The 19,572-nt window shown below is 70.3% G+C and carries 17 protein-coding genes; 9 read left to right on the top strand and 8 right to left on the bottom strand.

All coding sequences use genetic code 11. The annotated features are described in order from the left end of the window. Both ABZW18_RS09215 and ABZW18_RS09220 read right to left on the bottom strand, forming a co-directional pair. Entirely contained in the window at positions 1 to 1,203 is a 1,203-nt protein-coding gene (locus tag ABZW18_RS09215) for an acylneuraminate cytidylyltransferase (RefSeq protein WP_356184299.1), read from the bottom strand. Positions 1,204 to 1,379: 176 nt separating this feature from the next. Next, positions 1,380 to 2,744: a DUF6716 putative glycosyltransferase gene (locus tag ABZW18_RS09220; RefSeq protein ID WP_356184302.1), complete on the bottom strand. Its 1,365-nt coding sequence runs from the start codon at positions 2,742 to 2,744 to the stop codon at positions 1,380 to 1,382. A gap of 187 nt (positions 2,745 to 2,931) precedes the next feature. On the opposite strand from ABZW18_RS09220, the gene ABZW18_RS09225 reads away from it, so the two are divergent. The 3 genes from ABZW18_RS09225 to ABZW18_RS09235 are packed head-to-tail and all read left to right on the top strand — an operon-like array spanning position 2,932 to position 6,484. Next, positions 2,932 to 3,909, top strand: coding sequence for a glycosyltransferase family 2 protein (locus tag ABZW18_RS09225; protein WP_356184305.1), 978 nt, complete (start codon positions 2,932 to 2,934; stop codon positions 3,907 to 3,909). Then, complete coding sequence (locus ABZW18_RS09230; protein ID WP_356184308.1) at positions 3,909 to 5,321, top strand: alpha-2,8-polysialyltransferase family protein; 1,413 nt, start codon at positions 3,909 to 3,911, stop codon at positions 5,319 to 5,321. Before ABZW18_RS09225 ends, ABZW18_RS09230 begins: the two co-directional genes overlap by 1 nt. Next, on the top strand, positions 5,318 to 6,484 hold the full coding sequence (locus ABZW18_RS09235; RefSeq protein ID WP_356184311.1) for an acyltransferase: 1,167 nt from the start codon (positions 5,318 to 5,320) through the stop codon (positions 6,482 to 6,484). Before ABZW18_RS09230 ends, ABZW18_RS09235 begins: the two co-directional genes overlap by 4 nt. A 298-nt stretch (positions 6,485 to 6,782) precedes the next feature. Here ABZW18_RS09235 and leuE read toward each other — a convergent pair whose 3' ends face one another. Then, positions 6,783 to 7,451 carry a leucine efflux protein LeuE gene (gene leuE, locus ABZW18_RS09240; RefSeq protein ID WP_356184313.1) on the bottom strand — a complete coding sequence of 223 codons (669 nt, stop codon included), beginning with the start codon at positions 7,449 to 7,451 and terminating at the stop codon, positions 6,783 to 6,785. Between the two features lie 50 nt (positions 7,452 to 7,501). After that, complete coding sequence (locus ABZW18_RS09245; RefSeq protein ID WP_356184483.1) at positions 7,502 to 9,082, bottom strand: methylmalonyl-CoA mutase family protein; 1,581 nt, start codon at positions 9,080 to 9,082, stop codon at positions 7,502 to 7,504. 160 nt (positions 9,083 to 9,242) lie between these two features. On the opposite strand from ABZW18_RS09245, the gene ABZW18_RS09250 reads away from it, so the two are divergent. Next, positions 9,243 to 10,130 carry a L,D-transpeptidase family protein gene (locus ABZW18_RS09250; protein ID WP_356184315.1) on the top strand — a complete coding sequence of 296 codons (888 nt, stop codon included), beginning with the start codon at positions 9,243 to 9,245 and terminating at the stop codon, positions 10,128 to 10,130. 197 nt (positions 10,131 to 10,327) lie between these two features. On the opposite strand, the gene ABZW18_RS09255 is transcribed toward ABZW18_RS09250, so the two are convergent. From ABZW18_RS09255 to ABZW18_RS09270, 4 genes are all read right to left on the bottom strand, one after another. Beyond that, the gene (locus ABZW18_RS09255) at positions 10,328 to 11,428 is read right to left on the bottom strand and encodes a hypothetical protein (RefSeq protein ID WP_356184318.1); all 1,101 of its coding nucleotides are present in this window, start codon (positions 11,426 to 11,428) and stop codon (positions 10,328 to 10,330) included. Further along, complete coding sequence (locus tag ABZW18_RS09260; RefSeq protein ID WP_356184321.1) at positions 11,428 to 12,180, bottom strand: RNA polymerase sigma factor; 753 nt, start codon at positions 12,178 to 12,180, stop codon at positions 11,428 to 11,430. The genes ABZW18_RS09255 and ABZW18_RS09260 overlap by 1 nt, the downstream gene beginning before the upstream one ends. Positions 12,181 to 12,694: 514 nt before the next feature. Continuing rightward, positions 12,695 to 13,201 (bottom strand): hypothetical protein, encoded by a 507-nt coding sequence (locus ABZW18_RS09265; RefSeq protein ID WP_356184323.1) that lies wholly within the window; start codon positions 13,199 to 13,201, stop codon positions 12,695 to 12,697. 202 nt (positions 13,202 to 13,403) lie between these two features. Further along, positions 13,404 to 14,936 (bottom strand): glycoside hydrolase family 20 protein, encoded by a 1,533-nt coding sequence (locus ABZW18_RS09270; RefSeq protein ID WP_356184486.1) that lies wholly within the window; start codon positions 14,934 to 14,936, stop codon positions 13,404 to 13,406. A 282-nt stretch (positions 14,937 to 15,218) separates the two neighbouring features. Here ABZW18_RS09270 and ABZW18_RS09275 point away from each other — a divergent pair, with 282 nt between their 5' ends. The 5 genes from ABZW18_RS09275 (at position 15,219) to ABZW18_RS09295 (ending at position 19,485) form a co-directional block, all read left to right on the top strand. After that, the gene (locus ABZW18_RS09275; protein WP_356184325.1) at positions 15,219 to 15,890 is read left to right on the top strand and encodes a 2-oxo-4-hydroxy-4-carboxy-5-ureidoimidazoline decarboxylase; all 672 of its coding nucleotides are present in this window, start codon (positions 15,219 to 15,221) and stop codon (positions 15,888 to 15,890) included. A gap of 177 nt (positions 15,891 to 16,067) precedes the next feature. After that, entirely contained in the window at positions 16,068 to 16,448 is a 381-nt protein-coding gene (gene sdhC, locus ABZW18_RS09280; RefSeq protein WP_356184328.1) for a succinate dehydrogenase, cytochrome b556 subunit, read from the top strand. A 5-nt stretch (positions 16,449 to 16,453) separates the two neighbouring features. Beyond that, on the top strand, positions 16,454 to 16,936 hold the full coding sequence (locus tag ABZW18_RS09285) for a succinate dehydrogenase hydrophobic membrane anchor subunit (RefSeq protein WP_356184331.1): 483 nt from the start codon (positions 16,454 to 16,456) through the stop codon (positions 16,934 to 16,936). 21 nt (positions 16,937 to 16,957) lie between these two features. Then, complete coding sequence (gene sdhA, locus ABZW18_RS09290) at positions 16,958 to 18,712, top strand: succinate dehydrogenase flavoprotein subunit (RefSeq protein ID WP_356184332.1); 1,755 nt, start codon at positions 16,958 to 16,960, stop codon at positions 18,710 to 18,712. Further along, a complete protein-coding gene (locus tag ABZW18_RS09295) occupies positions 18,712 to 19,485 on the top strand; it encodes a succinate dehydrogenase iron-sulfur subunit (RefSeq protein ID WP_356184335.1) in 774 nt (257 codons plus the stop codon). The genes sdhA and ABZW18_RS09295 overlap by 1 nt, the downstream gene beginning before the upstream one ends. Positions 19,486 to 19,572 lie beyond the last annotated feature (87 nt).

Consider the following 19,572-nt stretch of genomic DNA (forward strand, 5'->3'; position numbering starts at 1 on the left):
CTAGAGGGAGGGGCCGAGGATCCACGAGGCGATCTCGCGGATCGCGCCGTTGCCACCGTGGGTGGAAGTGACCGCGCGTGCGGCGCCGCGCACGACGTCGTGCGCACCGGCGACCGCGACGGGCCAGCCGACAAGGCCGAAACACGGCAGGTCGTTCACGTCGTTGCCGACGTAGAGCACACGCTCGGGCGCGATGCCCTGCTCCTCGCACCACTGCTTGAGTGCGAGGTCCTTCCGGTCGATGCCGTGGAGTACGGGAACCTGCAACTTGCGGGCCCGTGCGGCGACGACCGGGTTCTGCTCCGTGGACAGGATCAGCAGGTCGAGCCCGGAGCGGCGCAGTGCCGCGATGCCGAGCCCGTCGCCGCGGTGCACGGCGACCATTTCCCGTCCGTCGGAGTCGACGAGCACCCTGTCGTCCGTCTGGGTGCCGTCGAAGTCGAGTACCACCGCGTCGATGTCGTCGCGGGTGGGGAGGCTGCCCGGGCGCGGCGCGTCCAGCAGGGGCGCGAGCGCGCGGGCGCGCGCCAGGTCGTGCGGGTCGTCGACCTCCAGCACGCGCGCGGGGTCGGTGCGCACCAGCGCGGTGCGGCCGAAGAAGCGGTGCCCGGCCTTGCGGAAGCCCTCGGCGTCCATGGCGTACGCGGCGCCGGTCTCCAGGAGGTCCTGGGGCCGGTCCTGGCGGCGGGGCCGGTAGGACTTGTCGTGGTTGACGCCGTGGCCGCCGTCCGCCGCGTCCGCGTCGTTGGCCCCGTCGTCGCCGTCCCGCCAGACGAAGCCGTGGAAGGCCGCGACGGTCAGCGCGCTGTCCGCGCCGTCCTCGACCACCGCTCCGGCCACGCCGTCGATATCCTCGCGGACGAGGTAGGGGCTGGTGCACTGGACGAGCAGGACGGTGTCCACCACGCGGCCGTGCAGCGCCTCGTGGGCGTCCATCGCGTGCAGCACCGCGGCCTCGCTGGTGGCGGTGTCGCCCGCGATGACGGCCGGCCGCTGTACGACGTCGGCGCCCGCGCCGCGGGCCACCGAGGCGATCCCGGCGTCGTCGGTGGAGACGACCACATCGGTGACGACCCGGCTCGCCAGGCACTCACGCACGGCGCGCACGACCAGCGGCACGCCGCCGACAGCGGCGAGGTTCTTGGCGGGCACACCCTTCGACCCGCCTCTCGCGGGGATGACGGCCAGCACGGTGGGGGGCATCAGGGCTCCTTCGGGGAGATTCGGTACGGGCTGCGTCCCGGCAGCCGGGCGGTCGTCGCTCACAGCGGCTGATTGATCTCCCCCGGACTCCGTCCGGGGGTGCCCCCATCCCCGCCCACTCGGCGATGGCTGAGCATTCGTCGTCAGCTGCAGCCCGGCGGCCTCGCGTGCGTCGCTCACAGCTGCCCCCAGCGGCGGATCGCCGGTGCCACGCGCTGCACGCCCTGGCGATAGGCCGTGCGGGCCGCGTCCCGGGCGAAGTCGCGGGTGGCGCGGCGCAGGGCGTTCTCCTCGTGCGGCACGGCGCTCGCCCCCGCCAGCGGCTCGCCGTCGGGGCCGAGCGCGTGCCGGGCGAGGATGCCGGGCAGATAGCCGGGCGCGGTGACGGGCGTGTAGTACGGCTCGATCGGCGGCAGTTCCGCCGCGGCGGACAGCTCGGCGACCCGCTCCCGGGCCGCGTCGAAGGCGGTCTCGTACGGCCCGTCGGCCGCCACGCCCTGCCGGCTGAGCCACACGGCGTCCGGCTCGGGCGTGTGCCCGGCGTCCAGCTCGTCCCAGGACGCGAGGCAGCCGGAGCCCAGGAAGTGGTGGTTGCCGAGTGCCTCGCGGACCCCCAGGTCGGTGAGGACCGCTGTCGGGATCCGGCGGTGCAGCGACTCGAGCGCGGCGGTGGAGCTGATCGTGACCAGCAGGTCGGTGCGGTCCAGGACCTCGCCCATGTGCCCGTAGACGAGGCGGCAGTTGGCGGGCAGTCCGCCGTGGATCTTCGCCGAGAGCTTCTGGTAGGGCAGTTCCTCGATGTGCGTGGTGTGCTCACCGGGCTTGCTGCGCAGCTTGATGAGCACCTCGCGGTCGGGGTGCCGGCGGGCGTGCTCGACGGCGCGGCGCAGCACGTACGTACGGTCGGTGCGGTTCTCCGGTACGGAGGGCTGGGCCGCGAAGACCACGGTGTACGGGCGGTCTGCCCGCGCCCCCGCGTCGTAGCGCGCGCCCCCCAGGAAGGGCAGCGCCGTCTCGACCACGCTGCCCGCGTCGGCGCCGGCTCCCTCGTACACGGCGCGGAACCGGTCCGCGTCGTGGCGGGAGTTCGCGAGCACCACATCCGCGCCGTGCCGCAGCAGCAGCCCGTCGGCCAGCTTCTCGTAGACGACCCCTACATAGCCGGTGACCACGACGGGGCGCCTGGAGCGGCCCCCCGCGGATCCGGCCGCCGATGTCGCGGCTGCGCGGGCCAGGCCGTGCAGCATCGCCTGGACGGCGCCGCCGACGCAGGACAGTACGACCACGTCGTACGGTTCACTCCCGGCACCGCCGCTCATGGCCCGGATGAACTCGACTCCGGTGACCTCGCGCAGCGAGTCCGCGCGCACGCCCACCTCTTCGAGCTGCCGGGGTGTCGGCGTCGCACGGCCGCGCAGGAGGAAGCCGTCGAGCTGGCTGTCCGATACGAGGCGGTTCGCGGTGAGTGCGCCCCATTTCCATCGCGTATCGGAATCGGCGAGTACGGCGACCCGGAGACGATTTCTGCTACTTACTGGCACGTCGACGACGCTAGGAAGGCATTCCGAGTCGTGGCCCAACACAGCCGCAACAAAGGGTTAACAGCAAGTCGACGAATGGGGATTCTGCGCTCGGGAGCGCCTGGTTAACTATTCCGCCATGCTTCGTTCACCCGGGCGCCCCCCACAGGTCAAGACGAATGCTGGGGCGGCGCCTAGCGTCACGCGAGTGGTTAAGCTCTCCGTCATCGTGCCGTTCTTCAACGTGCAGACATACGCGCCCGACACCCTCAAGAGTCTGCGTGCAAACGCCAGACAGGACTTCGAATTCATTCTCGTCGACGACTGTTCGACCGATGAGACACCGGAGATCCTCGACCGCGCCGCGCGCGACCTGCCGGGAGCCGTCGTCGTACGGCATGAGCAGAACGGGGGGCTCGCCACCGCGCGGAACACCGGCATCGACGCCGCGCGCGGCGAGTACCTGACGTTCCTCGACGGCGACGACTGGCTCGCCCCCGGCTACTACGAACAGCTCCTCGCCTCGATAGAGGACTTGGGCTGCGACTTCGTCCGCACCGACCATGTCCAGTGCACGGCCCGCGCCCGTTCGGTCCACCGCGTGCCGCACGGCCGGCGCGGTGTCGTGATGCGTCCCCGCGACGTCATCCTGCCCGCCGACCGCAGCACCTCCGTCGACTACGCCTACGCCTGGGCGGGCATGTACCACCGGCGGCTGGTGGACGACGGCGTGCTGCACTTCCGGCACGGCCTGCGCACCGCTGAGGACCGCCCGTGGATCTGGCGGCTGCACCGCCAGGCGGAGTCCTTCGCCGTCGTCGGCCTGACGGGCGTCTTCTACCGGCGTGGCGTCGCTTCCTCCCTGACCCAGATCGGCGATGTCCGCCAGCTCGATTTCATTCGGGCTTTCGATCAAGTCATCGACGAAACGTCCGAGGACCCGGATGCGGATCGACTGCTTCCGAAAGCAGTGCGCACCTATTGCGCGATCATTTCCCATCACCTCGGCAGTATCGAAAGGTTTGAACCGCCCGTGGCACGTAAGTTGCGGTCGATGAGCGCGGCCGCCCTGAAGCGCATGCCGCAGGACGTACTCCAGGACGCCCTCGACTCCATGGACATCCAGCGCGCCTCCCGGCTCCGGCGGCTGCGCCGCCGTCCCGTCGGCGCGGAGGTGGCGGCGTGATGACCGCTCTCACCCACGCCTCAGGGGCCCCGCGGGCCCGGAAGAAGACGCAGATCTTCTGCGCCTCCACGCTCTACGGTGTGGCCACGCTCGCCGCCGCGCTCGACTCGGACTGCTTCGAGCCCGCCGACCGCCGCATCCTGCTGATCAGCAATAACGCGACGACCCCGGAGACCACGCCCGCCCCGGACGAGATGCCGGGATTCGAGCGGCTGCGCGGCCGCTTCGACCAGGTGCTGTCCTGGAACGAGACGATCAGCCCCTTCCACCCCGGTGGCTGGGCCCCGCGCCAGGACGACGTACTGCTGTGGGAGCGGTATCTGCGTCTGCTCTGGGGGCTCGGGGACGACGAGGTCGAACTCGCGGTCGAGTCGATCCAGGTCAACCCGTCGCTGGCGCTGACCCAGCTCTTCCCCGGCGCGCCCGTCGACGTCTACGCCGACGGCCTGATGAGCTACGGCCCGACCCGTAGCAAGCTCGACCCGCTGGTCGGCACCCGCATCCGCCGGCTGCTCCACCTGGACCTCGTCCCGGGCCTGCGGCCGCTGCTGCTCACCGAGTTCGACGTCGAGCCGCAGCTCGTTCCGACGGAGGCGTTCACCGCCGTACTGGCCGAGCTCGCGGAGGACCCGAGCGCCGCGCAGGACCTGCCGGAACTCCAGGCTCCGGCCCTGCTGCTGGGCCAATACCTCTCCGCCCTCGACATCCTCACCGGGGAGGAAGAGGAGCAGCTGCACGTCACGATGCTGCGCGGCGCCGCCGAACTCGGCCACCGTACGGTCGTGTTCAAGCCGCACCCCACCGCCCCCGCCCGCTGGTCGCGGATGCTGGAGAAGGAGGCCGGGGAGCTGGGCGTCGAACTGACCGTCCTGGACTCGCCGGTGCTCGCCGAGGTGCTCTACCAGCGCATGCGGCCCGCGCTTGTCGTCGGCTGCTTCTCCACCGCCCTGCTGACGGCGAGTGCGCTGTACGGGCTGCCGGTCGCCCGTACGGGCACGGAGGTGCTGCTGGAACGGCTCAGCCCGTACCAGAACAGCAACCGCATCCCGGTCACGATCGTGGACGCGCTGCTGCCCGAGCTCACCGACGAGGCCGCTGTCACCGGTTGGAGCCCGGCATCGCGCAAGGAGGTCGCGCAGCGGCTCACCGGCCTGGTCACGGCCGTCGGGTACGCGATGCAGGCGCAGATCTACCCGAGCCTGCGCCCCGAGGCCGAGCAGTACCTGTCGACGAGACTCGACGCGCAGACCTGGCGCTACTTCAAGCGCCGGCGCCTCACCTCGCTCGCCCTGCCGGGTGCGATCCCTTCCCAGCTCGCGTTCCTGCCGCGTAATGCCACGGTGCGGCGGGTCGCCCGCCGGGCCCGCGCCGTTCAGCGACGGATCGTGAAGAAGAAGGCCGCGTTCGGATGACGGCACCACCCGACACGACGCCTCCGATGACCTCACCGGAGGCGCCCGTCGCACGTCGGAGTCCGGGCGCGCGCAGCATACGCAGCGCCCGCCCCTCCCCCCGACTGCGCGCTCTCGACGGCCTGCGCCTGATAGCCGCGCTGATGGTCGCCTTCTACCACTTCGGCGGCCGCGACGGCGAGATCGGCGAGGCCTGGGGCTCATCGCCGAACGTCCAGTTCCCCACCGCCTCACAGGTCTTCGCCTACGGCTGCCTGGGCGTGCAGATCTTCTTCGTCATCAGCGGCTTTGTGATCTGCATGAGCGGTTGGGGCCGCCCGCTGCGCGCCTTCTTCGCGTCCCGGGTGGCCCGGCTCTTTCCCGCGTACTGGGCGGCGATCATTCTGGTGACCGCCGTCTTCGCACTGCCCTGGGTCACCTACGAGGCGGTGTCGCCCAGTGACGCCCTGGTCAACCTGACGATGCTCCAGCAGCCGCTGGGCGTGGACCGGGTGCTCGGCGTGTGCTGGACCCTCTGGGCGGAGCTGCGCTTCTACGCCCTCTTCGCGCTCTTCGTGGTCCTGCCGGGCGCCAACCGGCAGCGGGTCGTGCTCTTCTGCGCGGTGTGGACGCTGGCTGCGGTGGTGGCGGAGGCCGCGAACCAGCCGCTGCTCGATGTGGTGCTGATGCCGGAGTACGCGCCGTTCTTCATCGGCGGTATCGGCCTGTATCTGGTGCACCGCGACCGGCGGGACGTGACCGCCTGGGGAATCGTTGCTGCAGGTTGGCTGATCGGCCAGCACTACGCGGTGGACCGGCTGTGGCACCCGCCGAATCCCGACTTCTTCTCCGACCGTCCGTCGCTCGGAATCGTGGCAGTCGTGACCTTCGGCTTCGTCGCGGTGGGCGCCATCGCCCTGGGGCATCTGCACTGGGCCCGATGGCGCTGGCTGACCGTCGCGGGGGCGCTCACGTACCCGTTCTACCTGGTGCACGAACACCTGGGGTGGGTGACGGTCCATGTCCTGCACCGGACGCTCGGACTCCCGTCGTACGCGACCCTGCCGCTGGGCATCGGGGCGATGCTGGTGCTGGCGTGGCTGCTGTACCGATTCGTGGAAACCCCGCTGACGCCGCGCATCAAGCGGGCGCTGGCATCACCGCCGTCGCGGCGAAGAGTCTGAACACAAGGCCACTGCCTCGGGCCGCACCGTCCCAACGGTGGTCCGGGTGCGGTGGCCCCCCGTCCCGCGGAGCGGGCGTGGACGCGCTGCGTCCACGCCCGCTTTCCCGTTGGCTCCCCACACGGCCGTCACCACTAGCCACCCCGGCCAGCACGCTCTGATACTCGATTTCACGCTCCCCTGAACCGGGGCCCGGGCTCAAGCGCTCAAAAGCACTCAACGCCCAAGCCTCAACCGCTCAGGCCCCACCCGCTCAGGCGCTCTCGAGAACCGCTCAGGCGCTCTCGAGCGCTGGCCGTCAGCCCGCGCTGCTGAGCGACAGCTTCGCCGCGAAGCCCAGGAAGAGCGCCCCCGCCGCCGAAGTCGCCCCCGCCGACAGCCGCTTGCGCCGCCGGAACTGGGCGGCGAGCGTGCTGCCGCCGAATATCAGCGCGGTGAGGTAGAGGAAGCTGCACGTCGTGGCCAGCGCGCCGAGCAGCAGGAACGACAGCGCCGGGTGAGCGTAGCCGGGGTCCACGAACTGGACGAAAAAGGATACGAAGAAGAGGATCGCCTTCGGGTTGAGCAGGCTGATCACCAGGGCGCGGCGGTACGGCCGTTCGGCGGCCGGAGCACCCTCCGCCCCGGCGGGAGCACCCTCTTCCGGCACCGGGCCCTCGTGCCGCGCACGCCACATGGCCCACGCCGACCGCATCATGCCTATCGCGAGCCAGGTGAGATAGCCGGCGCCCGCGAACTTCACGATGCCGTAGAGCATCGCGTTGGCCTGGAGCAGCGACGCGACGCCCGCCGCGGACAGCACCATCAGCACCGCGTCGCCGCAGAACACCCCGCAGGCGGCCCGGTAGCCCGTACGCACACCGCGCCGCGCGGCGACCGAGATCACATAGAGCGAGTTCGGCCCGGGCAGCAGGATGATCAGTACGAGTCCGGCCAGGTACGTCGGAAGATCAGTCACGCCAAGCATGCGACGGAGTCTCGCACGGGCCTCTGACAATTCGCTCAGCCGTCCATATTTCAGAAGGCGTCGGAGGGCACGTACGTACCCCAGACCTCCCGCAGCGCGTTGCACACCTCGCCCACCGTGGCACGCGCCGCCAGCGCGGTCTTCATCGGGTAGAGAACGTTGTCGGTGCCCCGCGCCGCCTCCTTCAGCGCCGTGAGCGCCGCGTCGACCGCCGGCTGGTCCCGTTCGGCCCGCAGCTTCGCCAGCCGCTCCGCCTGCTGCGCCTCGATCGCCGGGTCCACCCGCAGCGGCTCGTACGGATCCTCCTCCTCCATCCGGAAACGGTTGACGCCGACGACGATCCGCTCCCCCGCGTCCGTCTCCAGCGCGACGCGGTACGCGCTGCGCTCGATCTCGCTCTTCTGGAAGCCGTGCTCGATGGCGCTGACCGCGCCGCCCAGCTCCTCGATGCGCCCCATCAGCTCGACGGCCGCCGCCTCGACGTCGTCGGTCATCCGCTCCACGACATAGCTGCCGGCGAACGGGTCGACGGTGGAGGTGACATCGGTCTCGTACGCCAGCACCTGCTGGGTGCGCAGCGCGAGCCGGGCCGACTTGTCCGTCGGCAGCGCGATGGCCTCGTCGAAGGAGTTGGTGTGCAGCGACTGCGTGCCGCCGAGCACCGCCGCGAGCCCCTGGACCGCCACCCGGACGAGATTGACCTCGGGCTGCTGGGCGGTGAGCTGCACGCCCGCGGTCTGGGTGTGGAAGCGCAGCATCAGCGACTTGGGGTCCCGGGCGCCGAACTCCTCCCTCATCACCCGGGCCCAGATCCGCCGCGCCGCACGGAACTTGGCGACCTCCTCGAGGAGCGTCGTCCGCGAGACGAAGAAGAACGACAGCCGGGGTGCGAAGTCGTCGACACCCATCCCGGCCGCCACGGCAGTACGCACGTACTCGATGCCGTCGGCCAGGGTGAACGCGATCTCCTGAACGGGCGACGCCCCGGCTTCCGCCATGTGGTAGCCGGAGATCGAGATGGAGTTCCACTTGGGGATCTCGGCCCTGCAGTATTTGAAGATGTCCGCGATCAGCCGCAGCGAGGGCTTGGGCGGAAAGATGTAGGTGCCGCGCGCGATGTACTCCTTGAGCACATCGTTCTGGATCGTGCCGGTGAGCTTCTCCGCCGGAACACCCTGTTCCTCGGCGACGAGTTGGTAGAGGAGCAGCAGCAGCGCGGCGGGGGCGTTGATCGTCATCGAGGTCGAGACCTTGTCCAGCGGGATACCGTCGAACAGGATCCGCATGTCCTCGATCGAGTCGATGGCGACGCCGACCTTTCCGACCTCGCCCTGTGCGATGGGCGCATCGGAGTCGTGGCCCATCTGGGTCGGCAGGTCGAAGGCGACGGACAGCCCCGTCGTACCGTGGGCGATCAGGTCCTTGTAGCGGCTGTTGGACTCGGTGGCCGTGCCGAAGCCCGCGTACTGGCGCATCGTCCAGGGCCGGCCGGTGTACATCGTCGGGTAGACACCGCGGGTGAAGGGGTACGAGCCGGGCTCGCCCAGCTTCTCCCCGGCGTCCCAGTCGGCCAGTGCCCCGGGCCCGTAGACCGGTTCGATGGGCAGTCCGCTCTCGGTGGTTCGGGGGATGCCCGAGTCGCGCGCCATGTGATGTGCCTCCCGTGAAGCTGGGACCTATCTCACAACATGTACCCCTTCTCAGCATGTACCCGTGGTTCATCACCGGGCGGCACTGGGAACAGATGGAGGGGGAAAGATCCTGAAGAGGGCGGAGATACGGGGGCAGGTCATGGGCAGGCACTCCGTCATTCGCGCGGCTGTCGCGGCGGCCGCCGTCGCGGCGCTGGCCACGGGCGGGGCGGCCGGGTGCAAGGTCCGGGAGGCGGCGGCACCGGGGGATGCGACGGAACCGGCGCGCGCGTCCTGGAACGCGCCCCGGGAGCGCGCCCCGGGCTCAGAGAAGCACGGCAGTTCGGATGCCAAGCCCTCCGTGAAGCAGCCACCCCGGCCGAAGTCTCCGGCCGGGGCCCCTCCGCGGCGGGAGCCCGCGCCGCTGATGGCCACGGGCACGACGAGCGGGCAGGTCCGGGAGCTCCAGGCCCGGCTGGCCTCGCTCTCCGTGTTCGACCGCGGGCCGACCGGCTACTACGGCCCGGTCACCACAGCCTCCGTACAGTCCTTCCAGGCGATGCAGGGCCTGGCCCGCACCGGAACCGTCGACTCCGTTACGTGGGCGAGACTGCTCGCGCTGACGCACCGGCCCTCGTACTCCGCGATGTACCCGCCCACGCGCAAGCCGCCGGCCGCCCCCGATCCGCGCTGTCTGACCGGCCGCGTCCTGTGCGTCAGCAAGACCAGCAGCACGCTGTCCTGGATGATCGACGGCCGGGTCGTCTCGTCGATGGACGTGCGGTTCGGCTCGCAGTACACACCGACCCGCGAGGGCACGTTCACCATCGGTTTCAAGAGCCGGAACCACGTCTCGACGATCTACCACACCCCCATGCCGTACGCGATGTTCTTCAGCGGCGGCCAGGCGGTGCACTATTCGGCCGACTTCGCGGCCCGTGGTTACAGGGGTGCCTCGCACGGCTGCGTCAACGTCCGGGACGAGGGGAGGATCGCCTCGCTCTTCGCGCAGGTGCGGAGCGGCGACAAGGTCGTCATCCACCGGTAGGAGAGGGCGCGGGCAGGGCCGGGGGAACGTGCCCCGCCCGCGCCAGATGCGTAGAGCCGCAGGTACGGGGGGAACCCCGGCTCTCACGCAGCCGATGACCAGTCGGCTCACTTTCTACTGCGCCGACGGCTCAAAAAGTGTCACACCTTGGTTGAAGGGTTTACCGAGCCGGCTGAAGCGGGGGCGGCCGGAGTTCTTCAGCCGGCCGACTCCGAGGCGTAAGCGGCGCGAGAGACAGTGGGCTCCAGCTGCTCGGAGGACAGCGGCGTGTACGCGGACGGCTGCTTCACGTCTCCGTTCGAGCCGCTGCGTTCGCCGTCGGCCCCGTCGCCGCCCTCGTCGTCGCCTTCGCCGCTGCCGTCGTCCTGGCCCTGGCCGCCGTTCCCGCCGCCATCGCCGTTGCTGTCGCCCTTGCCGTCGTCCTGGGCGTCCGAACCGCCGGAGCCGCGGTTTTCGCCGCTGAGCAGCTTGTCGCAGTAGCGGTCCAGAGCTTTGGCGCCGCCCGCCGACCGCTCGAGGCGGCGCTCCGTGTTCTCGTCCAGATCGCCCGACTCGTGCTTCCGGCACAGCGTGATCGCCAGCCTGAGCTTGTTCCTGTCGCCGTAGCCACCGGGCCCGGTCGCCTCGTCGTCCGTCGTGGAGCCGCTCCCGGCGGAGTCGTGCCGGCCACCCGGTGAGCGCTCGCCGCCGGTCGCGCCGCCCTCGCCCTCCCCTGCTGTCCCGTTCGGGTCCGGCGTCAGCGAGGGCAGTTCGGTGCCTTCCGTGACCGAGGGAGCGGGGAAGTCCTCTCCGGGAGTGGCGGCCGCGGACACGCTCTGCCCGGGCACCGGTTCACCGCTCTCGCCGCCGAAGGGTGTGGGCAGCACCCCCGTGCCCGCGGCGACCGCGACCCCGCCGAGCGCGCAGCCCGCCAGCGCCACCGCCAGTCCCGCCCGCAGCGGTCTGCCGATCCGGGACGGCCAGAGGGTTCTGCTGATGCGGACGGTGGGCGGGACGACGTCCGCAGAGCGTTCGCCGCGCGTAGATATGGCGCGCGAAGAATCCGCGCGCGCTTCCACCGCCTTTCGGAAGGCGGCCGCGGCCGCGGCCTCTCCGGGAAGCTCCCCCTCGGGAAGACCGGCCTCGGGACCGGAGCCCGCCAGGGCGACGACGGCAGCGTCGGCCAGCGCCTCGGAGAGCCGCTCGGCCTGTGCGCGCACGTATGCGTCGTCGGCTCCGACAGCGGCATCGGCTGGTTCGCCGCGCAGCAACCGCTCCGCAGCGTTCTTGTCCAGCCAGCTGTACCGGTCGTCGGCCATCACATGTCCTTCTGCGTCCGCGCGCCGGAATCCGTCACACCGGCGGACGTCACAGCGCCTTTGTGAGGGCCCCGCTGGGGCGGTACGCCATCGAGGCCACCCGCCTCCGGGCCGGCCCCGCTCACGGAATCCGCGGCTGCGTCGGAAGCCGCGTCGGCCAGGGCGTCGGCCGCCGGTTCCGGACGGTGACCATGCTCGTCGGGTGCCTCGCCCAAGAGCTCCGCGAGCCGCCGCAGTCCGCGGTGCGCGGCCGTCCTTACGGCGCCCGGCCGCTTGCCGAGCACCCCCGCCGCGCTCTTCGCGTCGAGCCCCACCACGACGCGCAGCACCACGGCCTCGGCCTGGTCCTGGGGCAGCCTCGCGATGAGCCGGAGCGTGCTTCCGGTGCCGAGCGCCTCCAGGGCCTCGTCCGCGGTGTCCGCATCGCCCGGCTTGTCCGTCAGTTCTGTCTCGTCGCCGCCGGTCGCGGGCCTGCGCCCGCGCATCCGGATGTGATCGAGCGCCCGGTTACGGGCTATTCGCGCCGCCCAGCCCCGGAAGCGGTCCGCGTCGCCGCTGAACCGCTCGAGGTCGCGGGCTATCTGGAGCCACGCCTCGGACGCCACGTCCTCCGCGTCCGGCTCTCCGACCAGCGTCCGCACATAGCCCAGCAGCCGCGGGTGCACGGCCCGGTAGACAGTCCGGAAGGCGTACTCGTCCCCGTCCTGTGCCGCGTGCACTGCGGCGGTCAGTTCCGCTTCGTCCCCCTGCACGCCCTCATCCTGCCCCACTTTTCAGCCAGGCCCTCCGCCGATGGTGTCAGCGCCCGGAGGAGCCGGGGCCCCAAGGGTTCTGCGGACCGAGTGCGTCCACGGCCGTGGACGCCCCGGCGACCGGTGGATACGGACCCGTCGCGGCCCCGGGACGCGGCCGGCACGCACCGCGGACGGCGCAGCGCCCGACCGGCCACACGGTCGCAGCCTGGCAGTTGACGCACGGATACATCTGACGAGCACCCCCGGAATACGACCCTCCGCGGGCCGAGAAAGCGATCACGGCAGTCGCGCCCACGGGCGCGACCAGCACGCTACGGCCTGTTGCGCTTCCGCGTCCACGTCCCCCTCGGTGCGAGGGCGGCGTGACGCGCGGTCGTCGCGCGCGTGTGACAGAAAACGCGTCGGCGACGCTGAGGGGAGTACGGGCCTCTCGCAGGCCCTCACCGACGACGGCCGGGGTCTCTCCTGTGGGGGGTGGCGACCCCGGCCGTCCTTTGTTCCGGAGCGGGGGTCAGCGCCGGATGTCGAGGACGAAGCGCTCCGGTTTGTGCAGCTTCATCGTGCTGTAGCCGGGCCTGTCCTTGAACGCGAGGCCGAACGTGACCACGCCTTCGAAGTCACCGGTGAGGGCCACCCCCTTGATCTTCGGCATGTTCGGTTCGACCAGGCGCGGCCCCTTGTAGACGGGCTTCCCGGCTTCGTTGTGGGCGGCGGCGGGCGAGAGCTTGATCTCCAGGAAGTACTTTCCGGGAAGCGGGACCTTCGCTCCGGAGCCGTCGTAGTGGAGTGCCTTGACGCGTTTGACGGATATCGGCGGCAGTGGACCCTTCACGTCGACGACGAACCGGTCGAACGACGGGTGGATCCCTGTCCTGGCGTTGACCACCAGGCTGATGCCCTGCTGCTCTGCGGTGACCCCCGACGGGGCGGAGGCTGAGGCGGGAACCGTCGCGGCGGTTCCGGTGAGGAGTAGTGCGCCGGCTGCGGCTCCGGCCGCAAGGCGATGGCGAGTATTCATGTCGTCCCCCCGGTCTGCTGGTGTTGGGGACATGATTGGTACCGGTATAGACAGGTCTGAGGCCTTGATGGTTGCAGTGCCGACCGATACTGATGCCGGTACAGCTGCTGCTGATGCGCCGTTACCGGAAGCAGCCGCCAACCCCCGCCGCCTGCCGGTGGATCAGGGGGCCGGCCGGGCCGCCGGCCCCCGGATCCACGGTCTACCGGGGCGTCTCCAGCCGGTCCGCGAGCTTGACGAAGGCAGGCCAGCTCAGCGGAGGACGGCGCGGATCCCACAGCTTCTGGGCGATCGCGAACAGCGGCAGCCGGATACCGCGGGCCACCTGTGCCTCGGTCTGCGCGGTCGCGATGTCGGACCAGACAGCGAAGCGTGCGCCCGGCACCTTGTCGGGGCCGGTCGGCGACGACGTCACCGCCTGGCTCCCGCGCAGCACCGCCGGAGTCCACTCCTTGTAGATCCGCTCACCCGTCGGATAGACGAACTGGTTCGGCTCGCCGAGGACGTAGTAGAGGTACTCGTCGTTGAGGTTGACGACCGTACGGCCCTCCTCCAGGTACTGCGCCGGCGGCCGCGCCCCGTCCTCCTTACCCGTCCAGTACTCGACCTCGATGCCCTTGTCCGGGGCCACGACACCGCCGCTGAAGAAGCCGTCGTTCCAGGCCTTGGGCTGCTTGTCCGCCTTGCGCACCACGGCTGCACGGTCGTTCAGCCAGTCCGTGGCCAGGTCCCGGATCCGTCCGTTCGAGCCGTACTTCTGCTGTGCCTGCGCGGCGAGTGCGGGGTAGGACGCCTCGGGGTTCTCGGCGATGAGCGCGCTGTACTCGTCCGCGCCGAGGTGGAAGTACTGCCCCGGGAAGACTCCGGAGAACTCGCGCAGCAGATCGTCGACGATCCGGGCGGACCCCGGCTTTCCGATGTCGATGGCGCCGCGCGCCGGGACTCCGCGCGCGCTCACCAGTTGCAGGTCGGGGTGGGCCCGCAGCACGGCACCCAGATGTCCGGGCGAGTCGATCTCGGGGATGACGGTGATGTGCAGCCGGGCGGCGAGATCCAGGATGCGCTGCAGCTGGGCCTTGGTGAGGTGGTCCTCGGAGACGATCTCGGGGTGGGAGTCGCTCTCCACACGGAAGCCCTGGTCGTCGGAGAAGTGCAGGCCGAGCTGGTTGAGCTTGAGGTCGGCCATCCGGTGCAGCCGGGCCTCGATCCACTCCGGGGTGAAGTGCTTGCGCGCGATGTCGAGGTTCAGCCCGCGCTGCGGCCGGTCGGGCCGGTCCTCGATGACGCCCTCGGGAACCTGGCCGCCCGAGCGCAGCGCCTGGACGACGGTGCGGGTGCCGTAGAAGACGCCCGCGTCGCCGGCGCCGGTGATCCGGACCCGTCCGTCGCGGGTGGTGAGGTGGTACGCCTCGCCGCCGCCGCTCTGCCCGGGCCGGAGCGCCAGCTCCACATCCCCCTTGCGGGCGGGGCCGGGGGCGTACGTCACCTTGAGTTCGCGGGCGAGCATGCGGGCCTCGTCGGCGAGCGAGCCGTCCGGGTCCGCGACGACGCGGCTGCCGTTGCCGGGCCGCCAGCCGGGGCCGTTGCCGGGCTCGTAACTGCGGACGGAGGGGATGGTGCGGGGCGGGGAGGGCGGCGGGTACGAGGTGGGGGAGCGTTCGGAGGGCGAGCGGGTGCCGTCGGACTTCCTGCCGCCGCCGTCACCGCCCGAGCATCCGCCGAGCGCCACCGCCATGAGCACGGCGACGCCCCAGACGGCCGTCCGCCCGAGAAATCCGGTCCGCGCCCCTGCCGGTCCACGCGAATGCAGCATCGATGCAAAACCTCCCAATTAAGGACGAAGGTACGTCCTCTGGTTCGCCTTTTCGTCCACTACTCGCGAGTATTCGATCTCGTCCGGGTGAATTCCATGTGGCCACCGGACCTGGGCCTGGTTGCGTCGATACGGTCGCGCCACACCTCCCGTTCCGCCTCCCCGTCCTCTGGGCCGCCGCGCAGGGGACTCCCTGAGGAGACCATGCCGTCCAGCGACACTCCGGCCGTTCCGCCGCGGAAGTCCCGGGGGCCCCGAGAGCACCGAGAGCACCGAGAGCACCGAGAGCACCGAGAGCCCACCATCCCTGCGACCAGGGGTGACCGAGCCGATCCCGGACAGATCCGCACCCACCCGTCCGCAGCCACCGCCGCTTCCGGGCTGGACCGCTTCAACGCCGCGTCGCCCGGAGCCGCCGAGGCCGCCCTGCTCGCCTGCTGCGGCAGCCGCCGCTGGGCGCTCCGTCTGTCCGGCCACCGCCCCTATCCCGATCTCGGTGCGCTGCTCGCCGCGGCGGACGAGGCGAGTTACGACCTGACCCCGGCGGACCTCGCCGAAGCGCTGGCCGACGAGTCTGCCGGCCACCAGCCCCACTCCGGCGCCCGCGGCCCCGGATCTCTCGCCGCCCACACCGCGCTGCGCGCCGCCCACGCCGCGTACGAGAGCCGTTTCGGCCATGTCTTCGTGATCTGTCTGGACGGGCTGCGCTCCGACGAGGTTCTCGATCACGTCCTCGCGGGGATCCGCGCCCGGCTCGGCCACGAGGTCGACGAGGAGCGCTCCGTGAGCGCGGACGAGCTGCGCCGGATCGCCCGCGCGCGGCTGACGCACCTTGTGGCGGGGCATCCGGAATCAGCCCCTTTCCGAACCGCCTGATAGCCCGTACGTGCCTCTTTGATCACACCTAAGGGCCCCCGGGGGAGTGAACCGACAACCCGTCGCTACGATGGCGAGGGCCGGTGGACCTAACCCGGCCGGGCCCGACCGACAGTGCATCTTTTGGACTGTAGAAGCTGGCGGCTGGCCCCAATCCCCGCTCTCGGAGGGTTTTCCGTGCCGGCTGGAACGCTGTACCGCGGCCGGGAAGGCATGTGGTCATGGGTGGCTCATCGAGTCACCGGTGTCCTCATTTTCTTCTTCCTGTTCGTCCACGTTCTCGACACCGCTCTCGTCCGCGTCTCCCCGGAGACGTACGACGACACCATCGCGCTGTACAAGACGCCCGTAGTCGCCCTGATGGAATACGGCCTGGTCGCCGCCATCCTCTTCCACGCTCTCAATGGCCTGCGCGTCGTCGCCGTGGACTTCTGGTCCAAGGGCGCCCGCTACCAGAAGCAGCTGCTGTGGACCGTTATGGGCATCTGGATCGTGCTGATGGCCGGGGCGCTCTACCCCATCCTCGGCCACGCCGCGCGCGAAGTGTTCGGGAGCTGAGAACCATGGCCACTGATACCCCTTCGACCGGCTCCGTCGAGCTGGCGGACTCCGGCTCCGGCTACAGCCCGGACAACCCGGCCCCGGTCATAGAGGCGCCGCGCGCCCGTACCGGCCGGACGCCGAAGACGACCCGGACGAACTTCGAGCTGTACGGCTGGCTGTTCATGCGACTGTCCGGCATCGTGCTCGTCGTCCTCGTCATCGGCCACCTGCTCATCCAGCTCGTGCTGGACGGCGGCGTCAGCAAGATCGGCTTCGCCTTCGTGGCGGGCCGCTGGGCCTCGCCGTTCTGGCAGACCTGGGACCTGGTCATGCTCTGGCTCGCCATGCTCCATGGCGCCAACGGCCTGCGGACGATCATCAACGACTACGCCGAGCGGGACAACACGCGCTTCTGGCTGAAGATGCTGCTGTACACCGCCACGGTGTTCACCGTCCTTCTGGGCACGCTGGTGATCTTCACCTTCGACCCGAACATCCGCTAGAGCCCGGGGCTGACGCGAGACATGAAGATTCACAAGTACGACACCGTGATCGTCGGCGCAGGCGGCGCCGGGATGCGCGCGGCCATCGAGTCGACGAAGCGCAGCCGTACCGCCGTGCTGACCAAGCTGTACCCGACCCGCTCCCACACCGGCGCCGCCCAGGGCGGCATGGCCGCCGCCCTCGCGAACGTCGAGGAGGACAACTGGGAGTGGCACACCTTCGACACGATCAAGGGCGGCGACTACCTGGTCGACCAGGACGCCGCCGAGATCCTGGCGAAGGAGGCCATCGACTCGGTCCTCGACCTGGAGAAGATGGGCCTGCCGTTCAACCGGACGCCGGGCGGGACCATCGACCAGCGCCGCTTCGGCGGTCACAGCCGTAACCACGGCGAGGCCCCGGTCCGCCGGTCGTGCTACGCCTCGGACCGCACCGGCCACATGATCCTCCAGACGCTGTACCAGAACTGCGTCAAGGAGGGCGTGGAGTTCTTCAACGAGTTCTACGTGCTGGACCTGCTGCTCCAGGAGATCGACGGGATCAAGCGCACCGCGGGCGTCGTCGCGTACGAGCTGGCGACCGGCGAGATCCACGTCTTCCAGGCGAAGTCCGTGATCTTCGCTTCGGGCGGCACCGGCAAGTTCTACAAGGTGACCTCCAACGCGCACACCCTGACCGGTGACGGCCAGGCGGTCGCCTACCGGCGCGGTCTGCCGCTGGAGGACATGGAGTTCTTCCAGTTCCACCCGACCGGCATCTGGCGCATGGGCATCCTCCTCACCGAGGGCGCCCGCGGCGAGGGCGGCATTCTTCGCAACAAGGACGGCGAGCGCTTCATGGAGAAGTACGCGCCCGTCATGAAGGACCTCGCCTCGCGCGATGTCGTCTCCCGCTCCATTTACACGGAGATCCGCGAGGGCCGCGGCTGCGGTCCCGAGGGTGACCACGTCTTCCTGGACCTGACCCACCTTCCGCCGGAGCAGCTGGACGCCAAGCTGCCGGACATCACCGAGTTCGCGCGGACGTACCTGGGCATCGAGCCGTACACCGACCCGATCCCGATCCAGCCGACCGCGCACTACGCGATGGGCGGCATCCCGACCAACGTCCAGGGCGAGGTGCTGGCCGACAACGACACCGTCGTTCCGGGCCTGTACGCGGCCGGCGAGGTCGCCTGCGTGTCCGTGCACGGCGCGAACCGGCTGGGCACCAACTCGCTGCTGGACATCAACGTCTTCGGTCGCCGGGCCGGTATCGCGGCCGCCGAGTACGCCGCGAAGCACGACTTCGTCGAGCTGCCCGAGAACCCGACGCACTGGGTGACGGAGCAGGTCGAGAACCTGCGCGACGCCACCGGCACCGAGCGGGTCACCGAGATCCGCAAGGCGCTGCAGGAGACGATGGACGCCAACGCCATGGTGTTCCGTACCGAGCAGACCCTGAAGACCGCCGTCGCGGACATCGCCGCCCTGCGCGAGCGCTACCGGAACGTCAGCGTCCAGGACAAGGGCCGGCGGTTCAACACCGATCTGCTGGAGGCCATCGAGCTGGGCAACCTGCTCGACCTGGCCGAGGTCCTGGCCGTGTCCGCGCTCGCCCGGAAGGAGTCCCGCGGCGGTCACTACCGCGAGGACTATCCGAACCGCGACGACGTCAACTTCATGCGCCACAGCATGGCGTACCGCGAGGTGGGTGACGACGGCGTCGAGTCCATCCGACTCGACTACAAGCCGGTCGTCCAGACCCGCTACCAGCCGATGGAGCGTAAGTACTGATGAGCACCCCAACGCTCGAGAAGCACGCGTCCGGCCCGGACGCGACCGGGACGGGCGACTCCCCGTACATCACGGTCACCTTCCGGATCCGCCGGTTCAACCCGGAGGTCTCGGCCGAGCCGGTCTGGGAGGACTTCGAGGTCGAGATCGACCCGAAGGAGCGCGTGCTCGACGCCCTCCACAAGATCAAGTGGGACCTGGACGGCACGCTGACCTTCCGGCGCTCCTGCGCGCACGGCATCTGCGGTTCCGACGCGATGCGGATCAACGGCCGTAACCGGCTGGCGTGCAAGACGCTGATCAAGGACATCAGCCCGGAGAAGCCGATCACGGTCGAGGCGATAAAGGGCCTGACGGTCCTCAAGGACCTCGTGGTCGACATGGAGCCGTTCTTCCAGGCGTACCGCGATGTCATGCCCTTCCTCATCACCTCGGGGAACGAGCCGACGCGCGAGCGGCTGCAGTCCGCGGAGGACCGCGAGCGCTTCGACGACACCACCAAGTGCATCCTGTGCGCCGCGTGCACGACCTCGTGCCCGGTGTTCTGGAACGACGGCCAGTACTTCGGCCCGGCGGCGATCGTCAACGCGCACCGCTTCATCTTCGACTCGCGCGACGAGGGCGGTGAGCAGCGTCTGGAGATCCTGAACGACAAGGACGGCGTCTGGCGCTGCCGCACCACCTTCAACTGCACTGACGCCTGCCCGCGCGGCATCGAGGTGACGAAGGCCATCCAGGAGGTGAAGCGAGCGCTGATCACGCGCCGCTTCTGACCTCCGGCTGTTCCGCTCGAGAACCCCGCCCCCACCTCCAGGGGGGCGGGGTTCGAGCGTTGTGGGGAGGCGTCCGCCGAGTCGCGT

The organism is Streptomyces sp. NPDC004647, assembly GCF_040609575.1.
Taxonomy (GTDB): domain Bacteria; phylum Actinomycetota; class Actinomycetes; order Streptomycetales; family Streptomycetaceae; genus Streptomyces.